Below are 21,922 nucleotides of genomic sequence, written 5' to 3'. Positions count from 1 at the left end.
GGTCATGCTCCTGCATCAAAGTGGCTGCGCGGCTGGTAGCCCGATACCGAGGCCAGTCGGGTGTACAGCTCGCGTTCTTCGTCCGACACCGTGCGCGGCACGTCGATGCGCACCACGGCGTACTGATCGCCCTGGCTGCCGGAGGCCGCCGGCAGGCCGCGGCCTCCCAGGCGCAGCTTGCGGCCCGCCACCGTGCCGGGCGGAATCTTCATTTCGACCGTGCCGCCCAGCGTGGGGATGCGCACGCTGGCACCCAGCACGGCTTCCCACGGCGCCAGCGGCAGATCCATATATAGATCCTTGCCGTCGACTCGATACAGCTGGTGCGGCTGCAGCCGCATTGCCAGGTACAGGTCGCCGGGCTTGCCGCCATTGAGCCCCGCGCCGCCCTTGCCGGGCAGGCGCAGGCGCTGCCCGTCGGTCGCGCCCTTGGGAATGTGGATGCGGAACGTCTTGGCGGCCTGATGCAACAGGCCTTGCGCATCGTATTCCGGGATCTGCAGGCTGACCTCGGTCTCGGCGCCCGCATACACCTGCTCGAGCGTGACCGGCAGCGTGAATTCGAAGTCCTGGCCGCGCAGCGGGGGAGGGGCGTGCTGGTGGCGTCTTCCCTGGCCGGCGGCGCCCGCCGAGCGCTGCGCGGCGGCGAAGGCCGCCATCAGGTCGGCCAGATCCACATCCGAGAAATCGGCGCCCGAATGGCGGAATTGTTCCTGCCATTGTTCCGGGGGCACGAAATCCTCGCCCTGCGGGTGGCGGCCCAGTTCGTCGTAGGCGGCGCGCTTTTCAGGGTCTTTCAGCGTGGCGTAAGCCTCGGCGACCTCCTTGAACTTTTCTTCGGCATCCGGTTTTTTGGAGACATCCGGATGGTAGGCATGGGCCAGCTTGCGATAGGCCTTCTTGATGTCGGCCTGCGTGGCGTCGCGCTCCAAGCCCAGAACCTTGTAATAGTCGACATATTTCATCGCGCTTTTTCCTTATGGGCAGCGAGAGCCTCCACCACGGAAGTGCCCGCGTAGGCACCTTGGCTTCAACCTGAAGCAGACCGCAGCCGTCGACCGCCCGTAGGCCTGATTCTAGGGCATGGCGCACGCCGCGGCCAGTGCCGCTGCGAGGACGGCAGAAAGCCTGTTTGCGAGTACTCCTTTACGGGTGCCGGCTCGCCGATGGCCGGACTGTGCGGCAGCCGCGCACATGCCTAACGAGGATGGCAGTTGCGGCCACCCCCGAGGATGAAAGAGGCTTCTTTCACATTAAGGGCTCGATCCCGAAGGCCTTGATTATTGCGGCGCCGCACCCATATGGATATCAACGGCGAGCAGCGCGCACGCTGGCAGCGTGGCACACGCCACGGCACGCCGGCCGCGTTCGCTGCCGCAAGGCGCGGGTGCCGCGAACAGGCAATGCCTGGGCGCGTAAAGGGCTCAGCAAGGCCCCGAGCCCGCTCCCTGTAACTTTCATGGATAAAGGTTGGAAAATGGCGAACCATCTCACTCGATTCAATCCCTTTGGCGATCTGGCCCGCTTCGATGCGCTGCGCGACTTCGATGACGTGTTCAGGAACTTCCGGCTGGCCGTTCCCTCGGCCGAAGCCAACGCGCCGCGCATCACGCTGGACGTGAACGAGAACGACCAGGCCTATGTGGTGTCTGCAGAAGTCCCCGGCGCGAAGAAGGAAGACGTCAAGGTCTCGGTCGAAGGCAATACGGTGTCGATACGCGTCGAAACTCGCCGCGACAACGAAAACAAGCAGGGCGACGCTGTATTGCGGCGCGAACGCTACTATGGCGTACAGTCGCGGGCCTTCTCTCTGCCGCACGACATCGATGACGCGGGCGCGACGGCCAAGTATGCCGACGGCGTGCTGGAATTGACGCTGCCCAAGAAGTCGGGCCGCGACGGCGCCAAGATACTGGAAATCCAGTAAAAGGCCCCGGCATAAGCAGCGGGGCGGGCAGGGCGGAATGCCCCGCCCGCCCTGTCTGGGCTTTGTGAGAGCGGCGAATTGCGGCGCTTGCAATCCCGTCTACGGATAGCCGACGGGTCGTCGGCTATGGCCCGGTTCGGCGCAGGCTCGCGAGCATCCGGCAATGTGTGTGCCGCTTACCTGAGGCTTGTGTGATTGCTCAGCGCCCGCAGCACGGTTTCGCCCTTGTCGTCGGTGACGTCGACATCGACCACCGCAGTGTACGAACCCTGATGCATCACTGTCGCCCGAGCCTGTAGCCCCGTTCCTGTGCCGGGCCGCACGTACCACGAGGAAATACCGGCCAACTGCCATTGCTCGCCCAGCGCCGCATTGGCGGTCAATGCGGCCAGCGCCAAAGTGATGCCGCCCTGGGTGTGCCCGACGCGGTTGCTGACATGCATGCCATTATCCAGGCGGCACGTGGCTCCTTGCCCGTCCCGCTGCGGCCGCAAGTCCCAGAACCGTTCGATGAACGAATCGGGCCCGGGCTTCAGGGCTTCGCGGGCGCGCTCATACAGGACACGCTCTTCCTCGGTCAAGGCCTCGGGCGACAAGGCCTCGACCGCAGCCGATTCCTCGCGCTTGCGCGGCAGCATGGGCGCACCGGTTTGCCGGCGCATGGCCAGGAAGCTTCCCGTGACCGTGCAAACCAGCGCGTTGCCGGCATGAATCTCGGCGCGGCACAAGCCCTGGTCGCGCGGCCCCGACGGCCCCTGAACGAACCCGTCGAAATGTCCGCGTGCCTGCAGCAGCCCGCGGCGCGACGCACCGGTGAACTGCAGGGACATGGTGACGGTGGCCATGCGCATGGCGAAATCGGTGAGCCCGCGCATGGCGGCGCTCATGGCAAGGTCGGCGAGAATGCTCAGCGCCGCCATATGTGACTGGCCATCGGCCAGTTCGCAGTGCCTGTCGGGCAATATGCTCAGGCTGGCATTCCCGGGGTTCAGCTCGTCGAACGACACATCGAAAAAATGCCCCGGAAAATGCCAGCCCGGCTGGCGATTCAAGGTCAGGGCGGTCAGCACCCGGTGTAGTTCCTGGGAATTGGCGTCTGTCATGCGTATCCGGTCTCGATCGTTGATAATCGTAGCCAGGCCTGTGCATTCTAAAAGAGGTGCCCCTTTTAGGGTGCACAGGCCCTGGTCATTTGAAAGTCGGATCCGATTGTACTTTCCGTGGCACACTAGGCCCCGGCTCAAGCGATTCCGGGCAACCCGCCTTCGCCTGCGGGCATTCCTCCGCCTGCCTCCAGCACGTGGGCGGGCCCCGAGACGGCCAGCCGCGCAACGGTTCCCGCGACCATTCCCGCATCACTTGGCTGGCGCAATGCGATCGGAGAATTTTCCAGGCCCCTTATCGCCAATGTGGCGATGGAAGTGGCCCCGGCGAATTCCACGTCCAGGATCCTGCAAGCTGTGCCGGGCCCGTGAAGGGAAAGAGAAACTTGCTCGGGCCGCAGCATGATGTCGGCGCGGCCGGCGCGGCTGGGTGTGTCGGCCTCGATGTCTCCCAGGGCGCAATGCGCCTTGCCGCCTGACAGGGCAGCCGGCAAAATGAGGGCCTCGCCGAGGAATGTCGCGACCGTCGCCGACCGCGGCCGCAGGTAGAGCTCGCGCGGCGGCCCTGCCTGAAGGATTCTGCCCGAGCCCATGACCGCGACATGGTCGGCGAACGAAAGCGCTTCGGCCTGATCGTGGGTCACGAGTACTGTGGTGACCCCGGCGGATTGCAACAGTGCGGCGACCGCCTTGCGGGTGCTGGCCCGCAGGCCCGTGTCCAAGGCGGAGAAAGGCTCGTCGAGCAGCATGAGCTTCGGGCGCCTGGCCAGCGCGCGGGCCAGGGCAACGCGTTGTTGCTGGCCGCCGGACAGCGCGTCCGGCTTGCGCTCGAGCATGGCGCGTTCCAGCCCGACTAGGTCGCTCAATTCATGTACCAGGGATGTTTTGCGCGAGGCGCTTTCGCACAGGCCGAAGGCTATATTGTCCGCAACGCTCAGGTGGGGGAAGAGGGCGCCGTCCTGCATCACGACACCGATGTCGCGCCGGTGGGCCGGTATGGCCGACGTGCCGTCGGCGAGCACACGCCCGTCCATGGTGATGCGGCCCGAATGAGGGGTGTCGAAGCCCGCAAGCAGCCGCAGCAGAGTGGTCTTGCCCGAGCCCGAAGGGCCGACCACTGCAGTCCGCCCGCCCGCCGCGATATGCAGCGTCACGCCATCGAGCGCCACAACAGGCCCGTAGCGCTTGGAAACCGCAGCTATCGTCAGGAATGTCATCGCCCGGCCAGATAATGTGAATGGATGTAGAGCAGCCAGGTAAGCGGTATGGACATCAGAATCATGATGAGGGCGTAGGGAGCGGCGGAGGCATAATCGATTTCACTGCTGTAGGCCCAGAACGCCGTGGCGAGCGTGTACGTGCCGTTTGGTGCGAGCATCTGCGTGGCGGGCAGTTCCGTCATGATGCCCAGCGCGACAAGGGCGGCGCCCGATGAGGCGCCGGGCGCCGCGAGCCGCGCCGTAATGGCCCACAGCACGCGCGCCGGCGATCGCCCCAGGCTGCCTGCCGCGTGCTCGAGCTCGACCGGAACCTGCGCGATGCTGGCCCGCAGACTCAGCATCGCGCGCGGCAGAAACAACAACACATAGGCAAAAACCACGGTGATGGCCGATTGATAGATGGGCAGGCCCACGGTGATGGACACCAGGGCGAGTGCGATCACCACGCCGGGAAGCGCGCCGCTTACGTAATTGCAGCCCTCGACGGTGCGTTGCAGCGGGCCCGGTGCGCGCACGGACAGCCACGCCATGGGCGCCGCCGCGATGATCGCCGCGAGTCCTCCCGCTACCGCGAGATAGAACGTCTGGCCAAAAGCCGAGGTGATGTCGTCGAATCGCCAGACCCCGGCCCCGGCCCTGGCCAGCCACCGCCCCAGAGTCGCCACCGGCACCCCCAGGCTGATCGCCACCAAAACGCCGCACAGGAGCAATGCGGGTATATGCAGTCGGCCAAGGGCGACGCGCGGGGCGGTACGGGCGGCGCCCGAACCGAGGCGTGCAAAGCGCCGCCTGCCGCGCATCGCGGCATCGACCCCGAGCAGGCCGACACAGCAGGCCGCCAGCACACCGGCAAGCATGCTTGCAGCGGGCCCGTTATAAGTGGATCGATATTGGTCGATGATCGCGGTAGTAAAGGTGTCGAAGCGGATCAGCACGAATAGCCCATATTCCGCCAGCAGGTGCAGGCCGATCAAAAGCCCGCCGCCACATAGCGCCATGCGCAGCTGCGGCAGCACTATTCTGCGGAAAACGCGCCATGGCGCCTGTCCCAGCGAGGCCGCAACGTCTTCGAGCGCCGGGTCGAGCCTGCGCAGCGTTGCCGCGACCGGAAGATAAAGAAACGGGACATATGCAATGACGGACACGAGTACTGTGGCCGCCAGGCCATGCATGGCGGGAAACAGCGTTATCCATGCATAGCCTTGTACAAATGCCGGCACCGCCAGAGGTGCGACTATCAAGGCCGACCAGGCGCGGGCAAAGGGCAGAGCGCTGCGTTCGGTCAGCCACGCAAGCGCAACGGCCAGCAGGCCGCACAGCGGCACGGTACAGGCGACCAGCGCTGCGGTGTTGGCCAAGAGTTCCGCCACGCGGGGCCGCATGACCAGAGCCAGTGCAGTCGGCCAGCCGGCCGCCATGGCGGCCCACAAGATGAACCCCAGCGGCAGAAGCGCCGCCATGGACACGAGCAAGGCCGCCGACGCCATCCAGCGCAGACCGATCCCTCTGCGGACGGGCTCCGGCATGGAAACGGATACGAGGCTTCGGGCGCCCGTGCGGCGAGCCGCCCGAAAAGCCGATGCAAAGATCAAAGCAGCCCGGCCTGGGTCATCAGATCGGTGACTGCGCGGCTGTTCAGCTTGGACGGGTCGACAGTCGGGGCCTGCAATTCATCGAGCGGAACAAGCTTGGGATTGGAGCTTGCTCCGCTACCCACTGCATATTCGTACGAGGTTCCGGTGCGCAAGATTTTCTGCCCCGCTTTGCCGGTCAGCCATTTCAGGAAAGCTTGCGCTTCGGCCTTGTGCTTGCTGGATGCCAGAATGCCTCCGCCCGACAGGCTCACGAATGCGCCCGGGTCTTGATGCCGGAAATAGTGCAGTGCGGTGTTATTGCTGTTTTCGCCGGTCTTGGCCTGGTCGCCGAACCAGTAGTAGTGATAGATGACCCCGCCGTCGATCTGGCCGGCATTCACGGCTTTCAGCACTGCGCCATTGCCCCGATAGGCGACGGCACCGGCCTTCATGGCCTCGAGCCATTCCAGCGTGGCCCGGCTGCCCTTTTGTTCCAGCAGGGCGCTGACGATGGCCTGGAAATCGGCACCCGCCGGCGAAGCCCCCCAGCGGCCCTTCCATTGCGGCTCGGCCAGATCCATGATCGACTTCGGCAGCTTGTCGTCGGCCAGCCTGCCCTTGTTGTAGACGAACACCGTGCTGCGCGCCGCGATGGGAACCCAGTGGCCGGAAGAGGGACGTATGCCTTGCGGCACCTGGGACAGAACATCGGCAGGCAATGATGCCAGCAGCTTGGCGTTGTCGACCAGCACCATGGCCGGCGAATTCTCCGTCAGGAACACATCGGCGGGCGATTTGGCGCCTTCCTGCACCAGTTGATTCCCCATTTCATCGTCTTCGCCATCGCGTTGCACGACCTCGATGCCGGTTTCACGCGTGAATTCGGCCACCCAGGCCTTGGTCAAAGTGCGGTGCTGGGCGTTATAGACAGTGATGGCGCCTTTCGCGTCCTGCGCCGATGCGGAATACGGCAGCGAGGCCGACGCAATCATGGCGGCCGCGAATACAGGCAATATGGATTTCATCGATTTCTCACTTTTCATTTTCATAAATAGACAGGTGTGGTGCACAGTTGCCCCCTGCTCGAAGCCGGTGTGTCTTCTCTATGCGATAAGTGTTCTTGCCGTCTGGCAGCGTTGCATAGAGGGCGGGAGCTGTTTTCTCTTTCCGGGGCATGCTGGTCGTAACGTTGCCCTGGCTCATGCCTGTCCCTGCGCGATCTTGTCTTTAACAGGATCAGACTTGCGCGACGGGCACAGAAACACATAGAGCGTGGCCGCCAGATAAGCGAAGTAGACGGTGATCTCGCTGACGGTCGGCGTGTCCTGGTAGCCGAAGATGCCCGACAGAAAAACGCCCAGAGGGCTGCCGACGGGCAGCGTGTTGCTCCAGTCGAACACAACGGCCTGCGCGTAATTCCAGATGCCTGCCTCATGCAGCGACTTCATCGAGCTGGACAGGACGCCGGCGGCAACCGCCAATATGAAAATGCCCGTCCAGCGAAAAAAACGCGTCAGATTCAGGCGTAGCCCACCCACGTAGATGCCATAGCCGATACCCACCGAGCAGAGCAGGCCCAGCAGCGCGCCTGTCGGCGCCTCGGCGCTGTGGCTTTGCTGGAACGCGGCAAGCAGGAAAAAGACCGACTCGACGCCTTCCCGCGCCACGGCGAAAAACACCAGGGCGATGAGCCCCAGTCCATTTGCGGAAGACCGTGCCGCCAGCGCTTCGTCGATGGATACGCGCAGGGATTTGGCCATGGATCTCGCGGCTTTCTTCATCCACAAAACCATGGATGTCAGCACGCCGACGGCGACGAATCCGATCACGGCTTCGAAGATTTCCTGGATCTTCTGCGGGAACTCGGCGTTTCCGTATTGGATCGCGGCTCCCGTCAGCAAGGAAAAGCCAAGGGCCAACAAGATGCCGATCCATACATACGGCAGCCATTGATGTCTGCCGGTCTGGCTGAGATAGCCGGCGACGATTCCCACGATGAGGGCCGCCTCTATCCCTTCGCGCAGCATGATTAAAAAGGGGACAAACATTATCCTTATGTCAGGTATGGGCCTGGATCCTAAAGTTGGAAGCACAAATGGAAATGATTAGCGATACCGAACTCTAGTCATCAATTAGTAGACTGTCAAGTTCTACTATTGATTAGAGATAAGCCACTAAGCAAATGATTTAAAATAAAATGACGATGGATATTTAATGATGTCAGTAGTTCATAAAAAGCTTTTTTTTATGGGCTTCCAACACGGCACCAGGCGAGTAGCGGCCAAATGGGCGGGCGATCGTTTGTGACGCTCACGATCGAGCGAGCCGCCAAGCAAACCACCAAGCATCCAGTACTATTTCTGGTGCGACGCCACCCGCTCAGGAATTCTTGACATGTTCGATTCGCTCATTGTGCTGATCCGCGAGACGGCCGAGGCATTGTTTATCATCGGCGCCGTATGCGTGGAGCTGCACAAGGCCGGAAAGAGCAGGCACCTGCCCATGGTGGCCTATGGGGTAGCCGCCGGCGGCTTTGCAAGCGTTGCTTTATCCCTGGCATGGCCGGGCAGGAGATTGTCAGGCGAAGTAAGCGCGCTGCTGACCATCTTCGCCTCGCTGGCCATAGGCTTCATCATCACTGAAGCGGTCAGCTCCGCGGCGTCCATACGCCGCCGGATGTCCCGTGCGCTCGATATTTGGCTGGACAGCGCGGCGCTGCCCGCGGTCATCTTCGTTTTTTCAGCCCTCATTATTTTTCGGGAGTCGATGGAGACGCTGTTCTTCCTTCGGCTCATAGCAAGCTGGAACAGCGTGCTCGAAACATGGGCAGGAGGGCTGCTCGGCGTTTTGGCCATCGTCGCCGTAGCCATTCTATGGGTAATGCGCAAGCGAATGCGCAGGGGTTTGCAGATCGCATTCCAGCTATCGTCGTGCTTGCTGGTCGTGATGACGGTTCAGGCTTTGCTCACCGGCTTCGAGCGCTTGTTCGTCGACTACGGAGCCGGCCATCCCGATGCTCAGTGGGCCGCGGCCATTGCGCAAGTGCTATCGGCCTGGCACATATGGCTGCTGGCGGCGGTGGCGATCGTGCCCCTTTTGCAGTTGGCCGCTGCGTGGCGCAAGGAAATATCCATCCTGCATTGAGACCGGTTCCGGCGCTGCTGCAATAATGTTTAGGAAGGCTTGTCCACGCGCGTGCTGCGCACGCCGCCTATCTGTCCCCGTACCACCTTCCAGAAATTCTGAGTACCTTCCACCAGTCGCCAGGCATCGGATCGATGCGCTAGAACGCCAACTTCGGGCAAGACATCCTTGAGGGACTTGAGCCCCAGGATCTTTTGATATTTCCTGATGGTATTGGGGCTGTGAACCAGGAGCAGCACGCGCCAGCCGTAGTATCGGCCGAGCATCAACATGCCGACGGCGCTTTCGAGTTCGTCCAGCTTGCCGCCGTACTGATCGACAATCCGATCGACAAGCCGAAGAAGCTCTTCATCGCTCAAGGGCACGCTGGACTCCTGATTCTAGTTTGGCGGTACACGGCCCGGAAGACAGTTCTCGAGGGCCGCAGCGGCCGGCCCACGGCCTCATCGTGCGGCTGATCCTGGCCAAACTATACTTCATTAGCTCGCCATGGGCGTCATCCTTTTACGGCCGTATCCAGCCCCGTGCGGTGGCGGGGTTCGTCAGTCAGCAGAACCCGAAGCAGGGCAGGCAATACCAGCAGCACCAGCGGCAATTGCACGACCAGCCCCGAGATGATCGACACGGCAAGCGGCTGCTGCATCGCCGCGCCCTGGCCCAGGGCGAAGGCCAAGGGCAGCAGCGCGAGAATGGCCGCGACGGTCGTCATGGCGATCGGCCGCAGGCGGTTGCGCCCGGCTTCCACCAGCGCCTGCTGCAGCGGCATGCCCGATTCGCCAAGCAGCCCCTGAAGCTCCGAGACATAGAAAATTGCCACCTCTGTCACGATACCGACGATCATGGTCATGCCCATCATGGCGGAAATATTCAGTTCGATACCTGTTATCCAGAGCCCGATGAAGACGGCGCCCGCCGCCAGCAGCGGCATCGCCAGCAACGCCAGCGCGACACGGAAACGTTCGTAAAGAAAAAGCAGCAGCCCGAACACCAGCGCGATCGCGGAGCCGAACACGGCCAGCAGGCCCTTGAAGGCAATTTGTTGCTGCTGGTAGAGACCGCCCAGTTCGTAGTACACGCCTTTGGGAAACATCTGCGGGCCGGCAAGCGCTTTTTGTACATCGGCAATGGTCGAGCCCAGGTCGCGTCCATCGATGCGGGCGGTGACTGCCGCCATGCGTTTCAAGTTGTCTCGGCCGATCTCGGGCTGGCCGCTTACCTTGACCAGATCGGCGACGCGGTCGAGCGGGAATAAGTGGCCATCGGGCGCGCGCACCAGCAATTGGCCGAGCTGCGTGTCTGTCAGCGTCGCGGCGTGATCCACACGCACGCGCACCCCAACCATCTTGGGGCCTTGCTGGAATTTCGCGGCAACCGAGCCTTGCAGCATGTCGGATACGGACTGCGCAATGGATTGCGCGTCCATGCCTTCGGCGGCGGCCGCATCGAGGCGGATATGCAATTCGATTGCGTCTCCGGCCGGATTGATCCCGTCGTTCACATCGACGATGCCGTCGATCTTGGCGATGCGGCCGGCAACCTTGCGCGCAACGGCCTCGAGCACCGCAGTATCGTCCGAATAGATCTTGATCTGGACGGGCTGTGGCACGGCCGTCAAGTCACCGATCAAGTCTTCCATCAATTGGGCCAGTTCGATGCTCACGCCTGGCACATCGGCTTCCACTTTGCCGCGGATTTCGCTCATGACGGCATCGATGGGCTCCCGTTTGCCTTGCTTCAGGCGAATAAAGAAATCGCCCGTATTGGGCTCGCTCAACCCGCCGCCCAGACCGGTTCCGGTGCGGCGGGAATAGCTCGCCACGTTGGGATTCGCCTGGACGATGGCCTCTACCTGGCGGATGAGACGGTCGGTTTCGGAAATCGAAGTGCCGGGCCGCGTGTGATAGTCCAGGACGAAGCCGCCTTCATCCATTGTCGGCATGAAGCCACTGCCTACGTGCGTGAAAGCCAGGCTTGCCGCGATGGCCAAAGGTATGACGCCGGCCAGGGCGAGGGCAGGGCGCATGATGGTTTTGCGCAGAATGCGCACATAGCGATCCCGCAGCCATAGCGCGAAGCGCGATTCTCGATGTTCTTCGGCATCTTTTTCATTCAGCCAGTGGTCGCAGAGTATCGGGATGGCGAGCCAGGTGTACAGGAAAGAAATAAGCAGCGCGCTTGCCATGGTGATCGACAGCGCCTTGAAGAAAGCTCCGGTCACGCCGGACAAGAAGGCCAGCGGCACAAAAATGATCAGCGTTGCGGCCGATGAGCCGGCCAGGGGCCTGGTGAACTCCAGTGCGGCCCCCATGACCCGGCCCTTGAAGGCATGAACGCCGCCCTCCTTGGTGCGGCGTACGATGTGCTCGATCATCACGATGGCGTCGTCGATGACCAGGCCCACCGCGGCGGCCATGCCCCCCAGGGTCATGATGTTGAAGCCCATGCCGAAGACATACAGGATCAGCACGGTTGCGGCCATGACGACCGGCACCATGCCGACCGCTATCGCGGTGATCTTCCAGTTGCGCAGGAACAGGAACAAGGTCAAGGCAGCCAGCACGACACCAATGAGAATGGCATCGCGTACGCTCGTGGCTGATGCAGTGACCAGTTCACTTTGGTCGTACCAGTTCGCCAAGGCCACGCCTGGCGGCAACTGGTGCTGGAATTCCTCCAGTTTCGTCTTTACGTCCCGCGCCATGGCAACACTGTTGGCGCCGGGCTGCTGATAGATATTGATGAGTACGGCGTCCTTGCCGTCGGCCGTAACCCGCATCCATTGCGGCACGGCGCCTTGCCGCACCGTGGCGACGTCGCGCAACAGCACTTGCCCCGCTCCTTTCGCGGACACGACGACGTGCGCCAGGTTTCTGATGCCCGCAAATGCGGTATTGGCGATGACCAGATACAGCTTGTAATGGTCTTCGATACGGCCGGCCGCCATCAAAATGTTGCTGGTGCCGACAGCCCTGGACACATCGGACAGGGACAGCCCGTGGGCCGCCAGCCGGGCGGGATCGACATCCACTTCGAGTTCTTCCTGCGCGCCGCCAATGACTTCTACGCGAGCAACGCCTGCCACGGACGAAAGCAGGGGCCGTAGTTCATATTGCGCGATATCGTGCAGTGCGGTTTGCGGCTGCCGCGTAGAGGTCAAGCTATAGGCCAGTACCGGAAACACGGTGGGATCCATGCGCCGAACCTGCATTGTGGTACCCGATGGCAAGGCGGACATGATCTCGCCGATCGCGGAGCGCGCCTGCAGGGCCGCTCGGGCCATATCCGTGCCCCAATCGAAGTTGACGGAGATTTCAGCGGATCCACGGCTGGTTCTCGATTCGATGTCACGCACCGCTGGCACGCGCCGCAATGCTTCTTCGACAGGCATGGTCACCGTTGACGCCATCTGTTCGGCGGGCTGGTCGCCCGCATCGAGCGACACCACCACGCGTGGGAATGCCACGTTCGGAAAGAGCGAGATCGGCATGCGAAACGCCGCCAGCGCGCCCGCCAGCGCAAGCAAGGCCACGACGAACAGCAGCGACCGGCGGTGCCGCTGCATCCACAATCCGAAACTCATTGCGCCATCCCTGGCCGCTTTCCGGCCTGGCCTCTTGCCTGCACATGTACGGCGTCGCCGTCGTGCAGCTCGTAGTTGCCGGTCACGACCAACGGCCGTGCGGCATCGAGTGCGCCATCGATCCCGTAGGTATTGCCATTCTCGATTCTTACTTTGACGTCGACCCGGTGCGCATGCAGGTCTTTCCCTAGCTGATATATGTATGCCCCCTGGCCGTCGCGCAACACGGCGCTGCGGGGAACGATCCAGTGCTTGCCCGCCCGCGTCGATATCCGGCCCTTCACATGCATGCCGGGCAGCAGTCCTGCTCCGGCCAGGGATACGGAAGCGCCCACATCGACGAGTTGGCTTTGCGGATCCACCGCGGCGCCAACAAGCACGATCCGGCCCCGCGCCGAGATCCCGTCCTCTTCGGGCGACAAGCCGCTAACGGTAACCGGGTCGCCGGCGCGGATCCAGCGTGCAGTGGCGGGATCCACGCCCAGCATCACGTTCGGCATGGCCTTGGGTTCGGAGGCATGCAGAGCCAGTAATAGAATCGCCGCACCCGCGGGCACCTGGTCGCCCTGAATGGCGCCGAGTCGAGTTATGACGCCATCGGCGGGCGCCGCGATCGTCACTGTCCCGTTGCCGATGCCCAGCGCCCGCTGCGCGTCGAGGGCCGATTGGGCATCGAGCGCTGCCTTGCGCGCCGTCTCCAGTTGCGAGCGTGTCGCCAAGGACTGGGCATACAGGGCGCGGGTATGCGCCAGATCGTCTTTTGCCAGCCTATAGGCCGTCGCCGCCTGCTTGCTTGCCAACAAGGCGGCGGGGTCGGCCTGCACTACGAAAAGAGGGGCCCCTCGCGCGACCGATTGCCCATTCTGCACATATACGTGGAGCAGCCTGGCCGGATAGGGCAGGTTCACCGCCACGGTGGCCTGGGCTGTCCCGATCGTGCCATAGGCCTGCAAGGGCTGCGAGATGACGCCGTATCGGGGAGCCGTGGCCAGTACTGTAACGGTCGGCGGCGCATCGGCGGCCGCGGTGCGGGCGCCGAAGGCAAAAGCGGCGACCACCAGGTAAGCGCGAATTCGGCCGATGCACGGCCGCAAAGGTTTAATGCTCATGGGCACGGATAAGCTCGACATCAGAAGAAAATGCATCGGGTATGGCTCCGCCCAGCAAGGCCTGCATGCCGACCCGCTGTTCGGCGATCGATTCACGCAGCGATGCCGCCTCGATACGCTTGGCGATTTCTCCACTTTGCGCATCGACATAGGCATTCATGCCCAGATCGTGACTTGCATAAGCCCGCGCCGCCGCCGTGGCCTGTGCCGCCATGCCGGGCAGCGCCGCCTCGACTTCCGTCAATTGGCGTTCGAGCAGCGCGGAGTCCTCGCGCAACTGGGCGACTTCCGCATAAGCTTGGTCGAGCCGGTTCTGATATTCGTCGCGCAAGCGGCGCCGGCTTGCCTTCTCGATCGCAATATTTCCACGGTTGCGGTTGAAGATCGGCAGGTTGAGGCTGATCTGGAAGCCGCTCGTATACACGGACGAGGTGTCTCGCGCCCTGACAAAGCCGACCGACAGGCTGGGGAATTGATCGAGGATGGCGGCCCGGTACTTCTGATCCTGCGCGACGTAGCCGGCCCGCAGCGCAAGCAGGTCGGGCCTGCGCGCGGGCAGGCCGGCCAGTGAATGCTCGACGGTTTTGTCGTCCAGCGGCACCTGCCCGCCGTCGCCGGTCAGGTGCAATGCCACGTCCGGCTGCAAGCCCAGCAGCGCGTTCAGGGCGTGCCGGGTCTGCAGGGCCGCGCGCTGCGCGTCCGTGTATTGCTTCCGGGCATCCGTTTGTGCCAGCAGGGCTGCGGTCAACGCATCCCCCGTCAGGTTGCCTTGCCGCAGCGCTTTCGCCATGTGGGCGTACCGAGCCTCTGCCAGATCGCTTTGGCGCTCGAGCAAAGGCAAGGTATCGGTTTGGAACCGCGTCTTGATGAATAATTGCCGCGCCTGGGCGATTGTCTGCCATTCCTGCCACAGCAGCCCCAGGTCGATCTTGGCCGTCTCGGCGTTGGCCGCGGATTTTGTCGTGCCGCGCCGCAACAGCGCCATCAGATCCATGCTCAGGCCGGCGCTGAAGGCGGAGGATGTCGCGCTGGCCGCGCCTGGGAAGTCATTGGAGAAGCCCAGTTGCGGATCGGGCAGCAGGCCGGCCGCGAACGATTGGGCGCGAGCGACTTTCAGATCGTCGCGAGCCAGCCTCAAGGCCGGGTTGCCGACCACGGCAAGCATGGCGACTTCTTCGATGTCCAGTCCATTGGAAGGATCGAAGCGATGCGCCGCCAGTTCGGGCAGCGGCATTTCGCGCCGGTCGACCCGGATGTGGGCAAGCTGCGCGCGGGACAAGCCGCCCGCCCGATCGGGCAAGGGCTGGCTTTGGTAGCTTGCGCAGCCCGACAGCAAGGGCAGGGCACACAGCCCGGCCAGCAGGGCGCGGCGTAGCCAGCGCGGCTCGTACGAGCCGCGAATAAAATAAGAAACCGCACTCAAAAACAAAGGAATGCCTCCGGGTGGTAATGCTCGCGCGAATATTTGCTTGCAGCGACAGGGGGCATTGTCTTCAAGTCATGATTAAGAGATGCTTAAGCCGCGGGTTTAAGGCTCTCTTAATGTTTGCCCGGCCAGAATGGCGGCATTGACAGGAGAGCCTACATGCGGCTATTGCTGGTTGAAGACGATGAAATGATCGGCGAGACCATCGTCGAGACCATGCACCAGACTGGCTACGCGATAGACTGGGCCCGCGATGCCCGTCAGGCCGAGCTTTCATTGCTGCATGATCTCTACGATCTGGTAATGCTGGATCTGGGCCTGCCCAAAGGCGACGGACTGGAGGTGCTGGATCTTTATCGGCGGCGGGGCGGCAATACACCGATCATCATTCTTACCGCACGCGATGCGGTGCAAAGCCGTATCGACGGCCTGGACGCCGGCGCCGACGATTATCTGGTCAAGCCCTTCGACCTGGATGAGCTGTCCGCGCGCATACGCGCCTTGTTACGGCGCCGCATCGGCCAAGCCAATCCCGTGTATACCCATGGCGACTTGGCTCTGAACCCCATCACGCACGAGGCCACGCTCGAAGGCCGGCCGCTTTCCCTGGTACCGCGTGAATTCAGTCTTCTGCAAATATTGATCGAAGCGCCCGCCCGGGTCTACACCCGCTCGGAGCTGGAAGAAAAACTGTACGGCTGGGGAGAAGAGGTGGGCAGCAATGCGATTCAAGTACACATTCACAGCCTGCGCCGCAAGCTCGGCGCCGAGCGGATCGAAACCGTGCGCGGAGTCGGGTACCGATTGCAGAGGCTGGCATGACGTCCATACGCCGCTGGCTGCTGGGCTGGCTGATCGCCGGCCTGGGGGCTGCTGCGCTGGCTGCGGGATTCGGCATCTTCCACACAGCGCGCAGCGAAGCCAATGAGCTTTTCGATTACGAACTCAGGACGGTTGCGCTGTCTTTGCCGGCCGATATCGAAGGGGCCGCATCCAGCGCGCATGGCATGCCGGATTTCCGCGGCTTGTCGGAAGACCGGCTCTTCATTGAAATCTGGGATAGGGGAGGCAGCGCCATCTACCGCTCTCTTGAAGGCGTCGAACTGCCGCGCTTCCCGCCGGGCATACGAACCATAGAGCACGACGAATACCACTGGCGGGTATACGGAGCACAGCAGGGCGGCCGCTACATCCAGGTTGCGCAACCCGTATCCGTGCGCGACGACCTGGCGCTGCAGCTGGCCCTGCGTACATTGTGGCCATTAGGGCTCCTCATCCCCGCGATCATCGTAATTGTCATGCTGGTCGTCAGGCGCGGCCTGGCCCCTTTGAACGGCATTTCGCGTAGCTTGCAGACGCGCTCCTTCAATTCCCTGGCGCCTTTGAACCTGGACGGAGGCAGCCCAAGCGAATTGAGGCCCTTGGTCGACGCGCTGGACGACCTGTTCGTGCGCCTCGACGCGGCATCGAGAGCCCAGCGTGTCTTCATCGCCGATGCTGCGCATGAGCTGCGATCGCCGCTGACCGCGCTAAAGCTGCAGGTACAGGCCGCCCGGCGGGACGAGGCCTTGTCGGCAGGCAGGCAAACCCTGACGCGGATCGAGGGGCGGCTCAATCGCGTCATCCACCTGGTCAGCCAGATTCTGGCCCTGGCTCGGGAAGATGCCCGGCACGTCCCGGCATTTACTTCATTCAGCTTGCGCAAATTGTGCGAGCGTGTGGTCGCCAACCACATGCCGCTTGCAGACGCCAAGCAGATCGATCTCGGCCTCGAGTTCGAAGGAGCCGCCTCCAGCAATCTTTTCACGGTGACGGCGGATCCGAATGGCATCGAAATCCTGCTCGGAAATCTGGTCGACAATGCCATACGCTACACGCCGAATGGCGGCAAAGTGGATGTAATGCTGCGATACGGTTCGGGCGGAACCCACGTCAGCGTGCAGGACAACGGCCCCGGCATTGCCGCCGAAGACCGGGATCGCGTATTTGATCGTTTCTACCGGATTGCCGGCACCCAGCAACACGGCAGCGGCCTGGGGCTGGCCATCGCGCGTGAAATCGCAGCGCATCACCGGGCGACGTTGACAATCAGCGAAAGCCCGTCGGGAGGCGTCTGCGTCACGCTGCAAGGCTTGAGTCCGTCATGAAGCGGGCCGGGCCTTGGCCTGGCTATCTATCCATGAGCCTCGATTCCCTCATGTTCTAGAACTCCCCCATGAGAAGAATTCGACTTCCGACTTCTGCGGATTCGGACGATTAGTGCAACACCTCGTCCAACGCTTCAGTCGGGATCTCGAACCCCAACGTCTTTCTGTGACGGGAACTTAAACATGCAAGGTGGTGTGGCAGACGCTGTTCTCAAGAACACCCCTCTATACCGATTGTCGAACCGCCCGGGTGCACGCCGCCGCCTGCATGGGTAGATCCGGCCATTGCCGAGCCATCGCGGGTCGTTGAAGCGAATGACAGTTGTGCCGGATCTACTCGATATCTGCCAGTTGGTGGTCGACAGGCCTCGGTCTTTACTTGTGCGGTGCGCCATGAATAAAAGCTTGACACTCAATCTGGCTGTAATGTTTAATTTACGCAACCGGTTGCTTAATACGCAACCAGCACTGAAACAATACACGTCAGATAGAAAAGGTAGGGTGCGGCATGATCAAAATGACAGGAGCAAAAGTTCTGACCACCGTGATGGAGCAGGCAGGCATCAGTGTCGTGTCCGGCATTCCGGGGCATACCATCAGCAACTTCGCACTGGAGGTGGGCGACAATCCGTGGTTCAAGACGATCTTGCCGCGGCACGAGGCGACCGCAGCATTTGCGGCAGATGCATACTTTCGCGTAAGCGGGCGTCTTATGGCCGCTTTTACTCATGCTTTTCCGGGCGCTGGCAACGCGCTGACCGCAGTAGCCAATGCCTATGCAGACTATTCCAGCATGTTGTTCGTTGCTGGAAATACCGCATCGGCCAGCATGGGACGCGGGGGTTATCAAGAACTCTCGCGCCAGATCAATGACGATCTGCCGCAACTGATCCGGCCGACGGTCAAGCGGCTCTGGCAGCCACGCTCGGCAGCCGATCTTGCACATCACGCAGTGTCAGCGCTACGAGTAGCCACATCCGGCCGCCCGGGGCCTGTTGCACTGTGCGTCTCGCAGGAAATATGGGATCAGGAGGTCGAAGTGCCGTCGGCTCAGTTGGCTCAATTCGCCTTCGATGCCCGTCCGCGCCCCGATGCCCGGAGTGTGGAGCGTGCCGTTGCCATGCTGGCATCAGCCAAGCGGCCGGTCATCCTGGCCGGTAATGGTGTGAACCTAGGACGAGCTCGCGCGCAATTGCGGATCCTGGTGGAACAACTGCAGGTTCCGGTCGCCACCACTGCGTCGGGCAAAGGGTGTTTCCCGGAAGACCACCCTCTGTCAGTCGGGGTGGCGGGATGGACGGGGACGGCAACGGCTAACGAAGCGACTCGCTCTGCCGATCTCATCCTGGTGCTAGGGGCGCGATTGGCGGAAGCCACCGCCAGTTCGTGCACACCTAACGCTACCTTTAGCCCCCAGTGCCGGATTATCCAGGCGGATATCTGCATGAGCGGCATTGCCAATACTTATCCGGTCGAAGAGGCGCTTGTCGGCGATCTGCGTGCCGCTCTCGAAGATCTGGCTACAGCGCAAAAGGGCAGCAAGAATCCCGACTTGTCCGCCTGGTTCGCCCATTTGCAGGAGGTACGGCAGGCATGGGAACAAACCGCCCTGGCCTCCCAAGCACCCGGCTCCACAGGGGCGATCGGGACAGGGGCTGTCGTTCAGGCATTGCGTCGCTCCGTCGAGGGGCCGATTAATCTCGTCAATGACTGCGGCAAGCACCACAAGTGGATCGTGCAGCAGTTCGAGGCACGTGCCGATGACTATATTGTCAGCAGCATGGGCGGAGCAGCCATGGGCATCGGCTTGGCCGGCGCCGTCGGTGCTGCCCTGGCGCGCCCCGAGGCGCGTACGGTGGCCTGGGTGGGTGACGGCGGGCTGGCGATGTCCTTGTCGGCCTTGCCTACTCTGGCGGAATATCGCTTACCGATCACGCTCGTGGTAATCGATGATGCTGCCTATGGTGTCGTGCGCAATACGCAGATGGCGCAGGTGGGCAGAACCTCCTATGCGCTGTTTGACGGTTCGGGTGCCAATCCTGATTACCGCCTGGATTTCAAGACGGTGGCTCAAGGTTGCGGGATTCCGGGTCGGACTGTGACCGATCCCGCCGAGCTGGCTGCCGCATTCCAATGGGCAGCACAGCAGAACGGCCCTTGCGTATTGGATATCCGTTCGGAGATTACGTCGACTCATCCGAGTGGGGGAGGCACTCTGCGTGCGCTCGACGATACTTCACGTTCCCTGGTCTGGAAAAACTGACATGAACATCCTGTGTGCCAAAGTGATACTGATGCGAGGGGGAACGAGTCGCGGCCCTGTGCTGCTGGCTGAGTCCCTGCCAGCAGAAGATTCGGCACGCGATGCTGCAGTCGTACGGCTGGTCGGCGGGGGAGTGGTGCAGACCGATGCGTTGGGCGGGGGCACACCCACGACGAGCAAAGTCGTGGTGCTTCGGCCTGCCCCGGACAACCCGGCCGGCGTCATGATCGAGTATGCGGTTGGCAATATCGTTTGCGGCCAGAACTCGGTGGACTGGAGCGGTACCTGTGGAAACATGACTGCGTCGGTTCCCGTTTATGCGCTTGAAGAAGGCATGATCCCCGCATCCTGGGATGGCCCCATTCGGTTGCGCAATCTTTCGACGGGCGGGCTGGTCGAAACCGAGATCGCCGACATGCAGTCGCATGAGCGCGGCCAGCCGGCCACGGTCAAAACGCGTTATCTAGAACCCGAAGGAGCCGTGCTTGGAAGGCTGCTGCCCACCGGTTCGGAACGAGATCATATGGTCGTTGACGGTCATACTTATCAGTCGAGCCTGGTGGACGTGACGCATCCCTATCTTTTCCTGCTGTATGACGAAGTTATTGGCAATGACTCTCTGGATGATCCGGAAAAAGTCGCGCTGATCGAGCGGATTCGCGGCGAATGCAGTGTAGCCTTAGGTGTGGCTACCTCGCCTGCCAGTGCAAACACGGAAGCGCCGGCATGCCCGCGGGTCGTGCTGCTGCATCGCAAAGAGAGTCATGCGCAGCAGGTCAGAATTTCGGCGGTGTCAATGGGGCGGGTCATTCAGACCGTCCCCGTGACTGCAGCGATGTGCCTGGCTGCCGCCAGATTGCTGCCTGCGAGTTTGGTGGCAGAAGTGTGTGCGGACGCCGATCGTGCGAAGGCACTGACGGTGGTTTCTTCCGGTACGAAGATGACGGCATTTGCGCAGCCCAAGCCCGACGGTGGTATTGCTTCGGCCGAGGTCGAACGAACGGCGCGCACCATCATGCAAGGAACGGTATGGTTCTAGCGTAAGTTATGGTCAAACCGGAATGAAGAATTCGGGCAGGAAAAGGGTGTAGAAAACATCGTGGATCAAGCAGTAAACCCAGCAAGATGAGGAGAGAGACATGAATGGAAAATTTGATCAGAGCAAGGGCGTATTCAGTCGGCGCGCGTTGCTCAAAGCCACCGCGGGTGCGGTAGTTGCACAATTGGCTCCTGGTTTCGTCAGGGCTGCTCCGAAAGAAATTCCTATCGGAGTTGTCGTCGGCCTGACTGGCTCCAGCGCCGATTATGGGCGCGATGCGCATCGCGCCTTCCAGGTGGTTGTCGACCGCGTCAACCAGTCGGGCGGCATCCGTTCCCTGGGTGGAGCCCAGATCAAGCTCGTCGTGGCCGACCATCAGAGCGATCTGCGCGTCACATCATCGGAAACCGAACGCCTGATCACGCGTGAGAATGTACTGGGCATTTTGGGTTGGGCAGCCAGCGGCCCCGCCCGTGTCGGCAGCGAAGTCAGCGAACGCTACCAGGTACCTGCGATCGACACCAGCGTGGATTACATGCTCACCGAGCGCAATCTGAAGTATTTCTATTGCGCGGCGATCAATACCCGACAGACGGTTGAACGGGCCGTCAAGTTCGTGCGTGAAATGGAGCAGGCCAGCGGTCGTCCAGTCAAGCGGGTAGCCATTCTGCACGAAGATCTAGCCTATGGGACAGGGGCGGGCGATCTGTTCAAGAGTGCCATTGGAAAAATCAGTGACTGGCAACTTGTGGATCGAATCGCTTATACGGCATCCAGGCTGACCGAAGCCACAGGCATCGTGAACAAGCTCAAGGCAGAGAAAGTGGATGTCGTTTTCCAGGCCTCGTATCCGGCCGATGGGGTACTGATCCAGCGTGCCATGAAGCAATTGCGCCTGAATCTGTTCGCCAATATCCATCCGGCAGGCGCACCGCCCAATTTGCAATTTGTCGGCAATCTCAAGAAGGATGCCAACTACGTGCTGACCACGTTGGGCTGGACGCCGAGCATGGTCAAGAAGCTGCCTGCCGGCGCGAAAGCGACGGTTGACGCCTATATGGCTCGATTCAAAGTGGCCGTCCAAGATCAGGCGGGTTACTCGCTCAGCGCCGCTGCGGCCATGGTTGCCGCATTGGAAAAGATCAAATCTCCAGACCGTGCAGCGCTATGGCATGCCATCAACGACATCGATCTGACCTTCGGGGAAGACCCGAACGTGATCATCCCCTTTGGCGTCAAGTGGGGAGAAAAGCACGACAACGTGAAAGCACAGCCGGTGGTTGCCCAGATCCTTGATCAACAGCTGACGGTGGTCGCTCCCAAGGAAATGGCGTCGAAGAGTCCGGTGGTGCCGCCTCCCACATGGGATAAACGTAGCTAGGAGCGTCGG

17 protein-coding genes are annotated in these 21,922 nt (G+C 62.0%); 7 read left to right on the top strand and 10 right to left on the bottom strand.

What is annotated here, in order from left to right; all coding sequences use genetic code 11:
• Positions 1–2: 2 nt before the first annotated feature.
• Positions 3–965: a DnaJ C-terminal domain-containing protein gene (locus tag CEY11_RS01380; protein WP_088601538.1), complete on the bottom strand. Its 963-nt coding sequence runs from the start codon at positions 963–965 to the stop codon at positions 3–5.
• A gap of 512 nt (positions 966–1,477) precedes the next feature.
• Between CEY11_RS01380 and CEY11_RS01375 the strand changes: the two genes are divergently transcribed.
• The gene (locus CEY11_RS01375; RefSeq protein WP_088601537.1) at positions 1,478–1,927 is read left to right on the top strand and encodes an Hsp20/alpha crystallin family protein; all 450 of its coding nucleotides are present in this window, start codon (positions 1,478–1,480) and stop codon (positions 1,925–1,927) included.
• 176 nt (positions 1,928–2,103) lie between these two features.
• Here CEY11_RS01375 and CEY11_RS01370 read toward each other — a convergent pair whose 3' ends face one another.
• The 5 genes from CEY11_RS01370 to efeU form a co-directional block, all read right to left on the bottom strand.
• Complete coding sequence (locus CEY11_RS01370; protein WP_088601536.1) at positions 2,104–3,030, bottom strand: hotdog family protein; 927 nt, start codon at positions 3,028–3,030, stop codon at positions 2,104–2,106.
• A gap of 137 nt (positions 3,031–3,167) precedes the next feature.
• A complete protein-coding gene (locus CEY11_RS01365) occupies positions 3,168–4,247 on the bottom strand; it encodes an ABC transporter ATP-binding protein (RefSeq protein WP_088601535.1) in 1,080 nt (359 codons plus the stop codon).
• Positions 4,244–5,776 carry an ABC transporter permease gene (locus tag CEY11_RS01360; protein WP_088601534.1) on the bottom strand — a complete coding sequence of 511 codons (1,533 nt, stop codon included), beginning with the start codon at positions 5,774–5,776 and terminating at the stop codon, positions 4,244–4,246. The genes CEY11_RS01365 and CEY11_RS01360 overlap by 4 nt, the downstream gene beginning before the upstream one ends.
• A 62-nt stretch (positions 5,777–5,838) precedes the next feature.
• Entirely contained in the window at positions 5,839–6,849 is a 1,011-nt protein-coding gene (locus CEY11_RS01355) for an iron ABC transporter substrate-binding protein (RefSeq protein ID WP_088601533.1), read from the bottom strand.
• A 174-nt stretch (positions 6,850–7,023) separates the two neighbouring features.
• A complete protein-coding gene (gene efeU, locus CEY11_RS01350; protein ID WP_088601532.1) occupies positions 7,024–7,872 on the bottom strand; it encodes an iron uptake transporter permease EfeU in 849 nt (282 codons plus the stop codon).
• Positions 7,873–8,236: 364 nt separating this feature from the next.
• Between efeU and CEY11_RS01345 the strand changes: the two genes are divergently transcribed.
• Positions 8,237–8,968 carry an FTR1 family protein gene (locus CEY11_RS01345; RefSeq protein ID WP_143322642.1) on the top strand — a complete coding sequence of 244 codons (732 nt, stop codon included), beginning with the start codon at positions 8,237–8,239 and terminating at the stop codon, positions 8,966–8,968.
• Positions 8,969–8,997: 29 nt separating this feature from the next.
• Here CEY11_RS01345 and CEY11_RS01340 read toward each other — a convergent pair whose 3' ends face one another.
• The 4 genes from CEY11_RS01340 to CEY11_RS01325 form a co-directional block, all read right to left on the bottom strand.
• Complete coding sequence (locus CEY11_RS01340) at positions 8,998–9,327, bottom strand: hypothetical protein (protein ID WP_088601530.1); 330 nt, start codon at positions 9,325–9,327, stop codon at positions 8,998–9,000.
• 137 nt (positions 9,328–9,464) lie between these two features.
• On the bottom strand, positions 9,465–12,548 hold the full coding sequence (locus CEY11_RS01335) for an efflux RND transporter permease subunit (protein WP_088601529.1): 3,084 nt from the start codon (positions 12,546–12,548) through the stop codon (positions 9,465–9,467).
• Positions 12,545–13,657: an efflux RND transporter periplasmic adaptor subunit gene (locus CEY11_RS01330; protein ID WP_158215161.1), complete on the bottom strand. Its 1,113-nt coding sequence runs from the start codon at positions 13,655–13,657 to the stop codon at positions 12,545–12,547. Before CEY11_RS01330 ends, CEY11_RS01335 begins: the two co-directional genes overlap by 4 nt.
• Entirely contained in the window at positions 13,647–15,086 is a 1,440-nt protein-coding gene (locus tag CEY11_RS01325) for a TolC family protein (RefSeq protein WP_233154663.1), read from the bottom strand. Before CEY11_RS01325 ends, CEY11_RS01330 begins: the two co-directional genes overlap by 11 nt.
• A 156-nt stretch (positions 15,087–15,242) precedes the next feature.
• On the opposite strand from CEY11_RS01325, the gene CEY11_RS01320 reads away from it, so the two are divergent.
• From CEY11_RS01320 to CEY11_RS01300, 5 genes are all read left to right on the top strand, one after another.
• Positions 15,243–15,905, top strand: coding sequence for a response regulator (locus CEY11_RS01320; RefSeq protein WP_088601527.1), 663 nt, complete (start codon positions 15,243–15,245; stop codon positions 15,903–15,905).
• Positions 15,902–17,230 carry an ATP-binding protein gene (locus tag CEY11_RS01315; RefSeq protein ID WP_088601526.1) on the top strand — a complete coding sequence of 443 codons (1,329 nt, stop codon included), beginning with the start codon at positions 15,902–15,904 and terminating at the stop codon, positions 17,228–17,230. The genes CEY11_RS01320 and CEY11_RS01315 overlap by 4 nt, the downstream gene beginning before the upstream one ends.
• Before the next feature lie 508 nt (positions 17,231–17,738).
• Positions 17,739–19,493 (top strand): thiamine pyrophosphate-binding protein, encoded by a 1,755-nt coding sequence (locus tag CEY11_RS01310; protein WP_088601525.1) that lies wholly within the window; start codon positions 17,739–17,741, stop codon positions 19,491–19,493.
• 1 nt (position 19,494) lies between these two features.
• On the top strand, positions 19,495–20,532 hold the full coding sequence (locus CEY11_RS01305; protein ID WP_088601524.1) for a PrpF domain-containing protein: 1,038 nt from the start codon (positions 19,495–19,497) through the stop codon (positions 20,530–20,532).
• 100 nt (positions 20,533–20,632) lie between these two features.
• Positions 20,633–21,913, top strand: coding sequence for an ABC transporter substrate-binding protein (locus CEY11_RS01300; RefSeq protein WP_088601523.1), 1,281 nt, complete (start codon positions 20,633–20,635; stop codon positions 21,911–21,913).
• Positions 21,914–21,922: the final 9 nt, after the last annotated feature.

Origin of the sequence: Candidimonas nitroreducens, from assembly GCF_002209565.1 — a bacterium.
Classification (GTDB): Bacteria; Pseudomonadota; Gammaproteobacteria; order Burkholderiales; family Burkholderiaceae_B; genus Candidimonas; species Candidimonas nitroreducens.
Note: the sequence above shows the minus strand (reverse complement) of the source record. Positions and strands in the feature narration are given on the sequence as shown.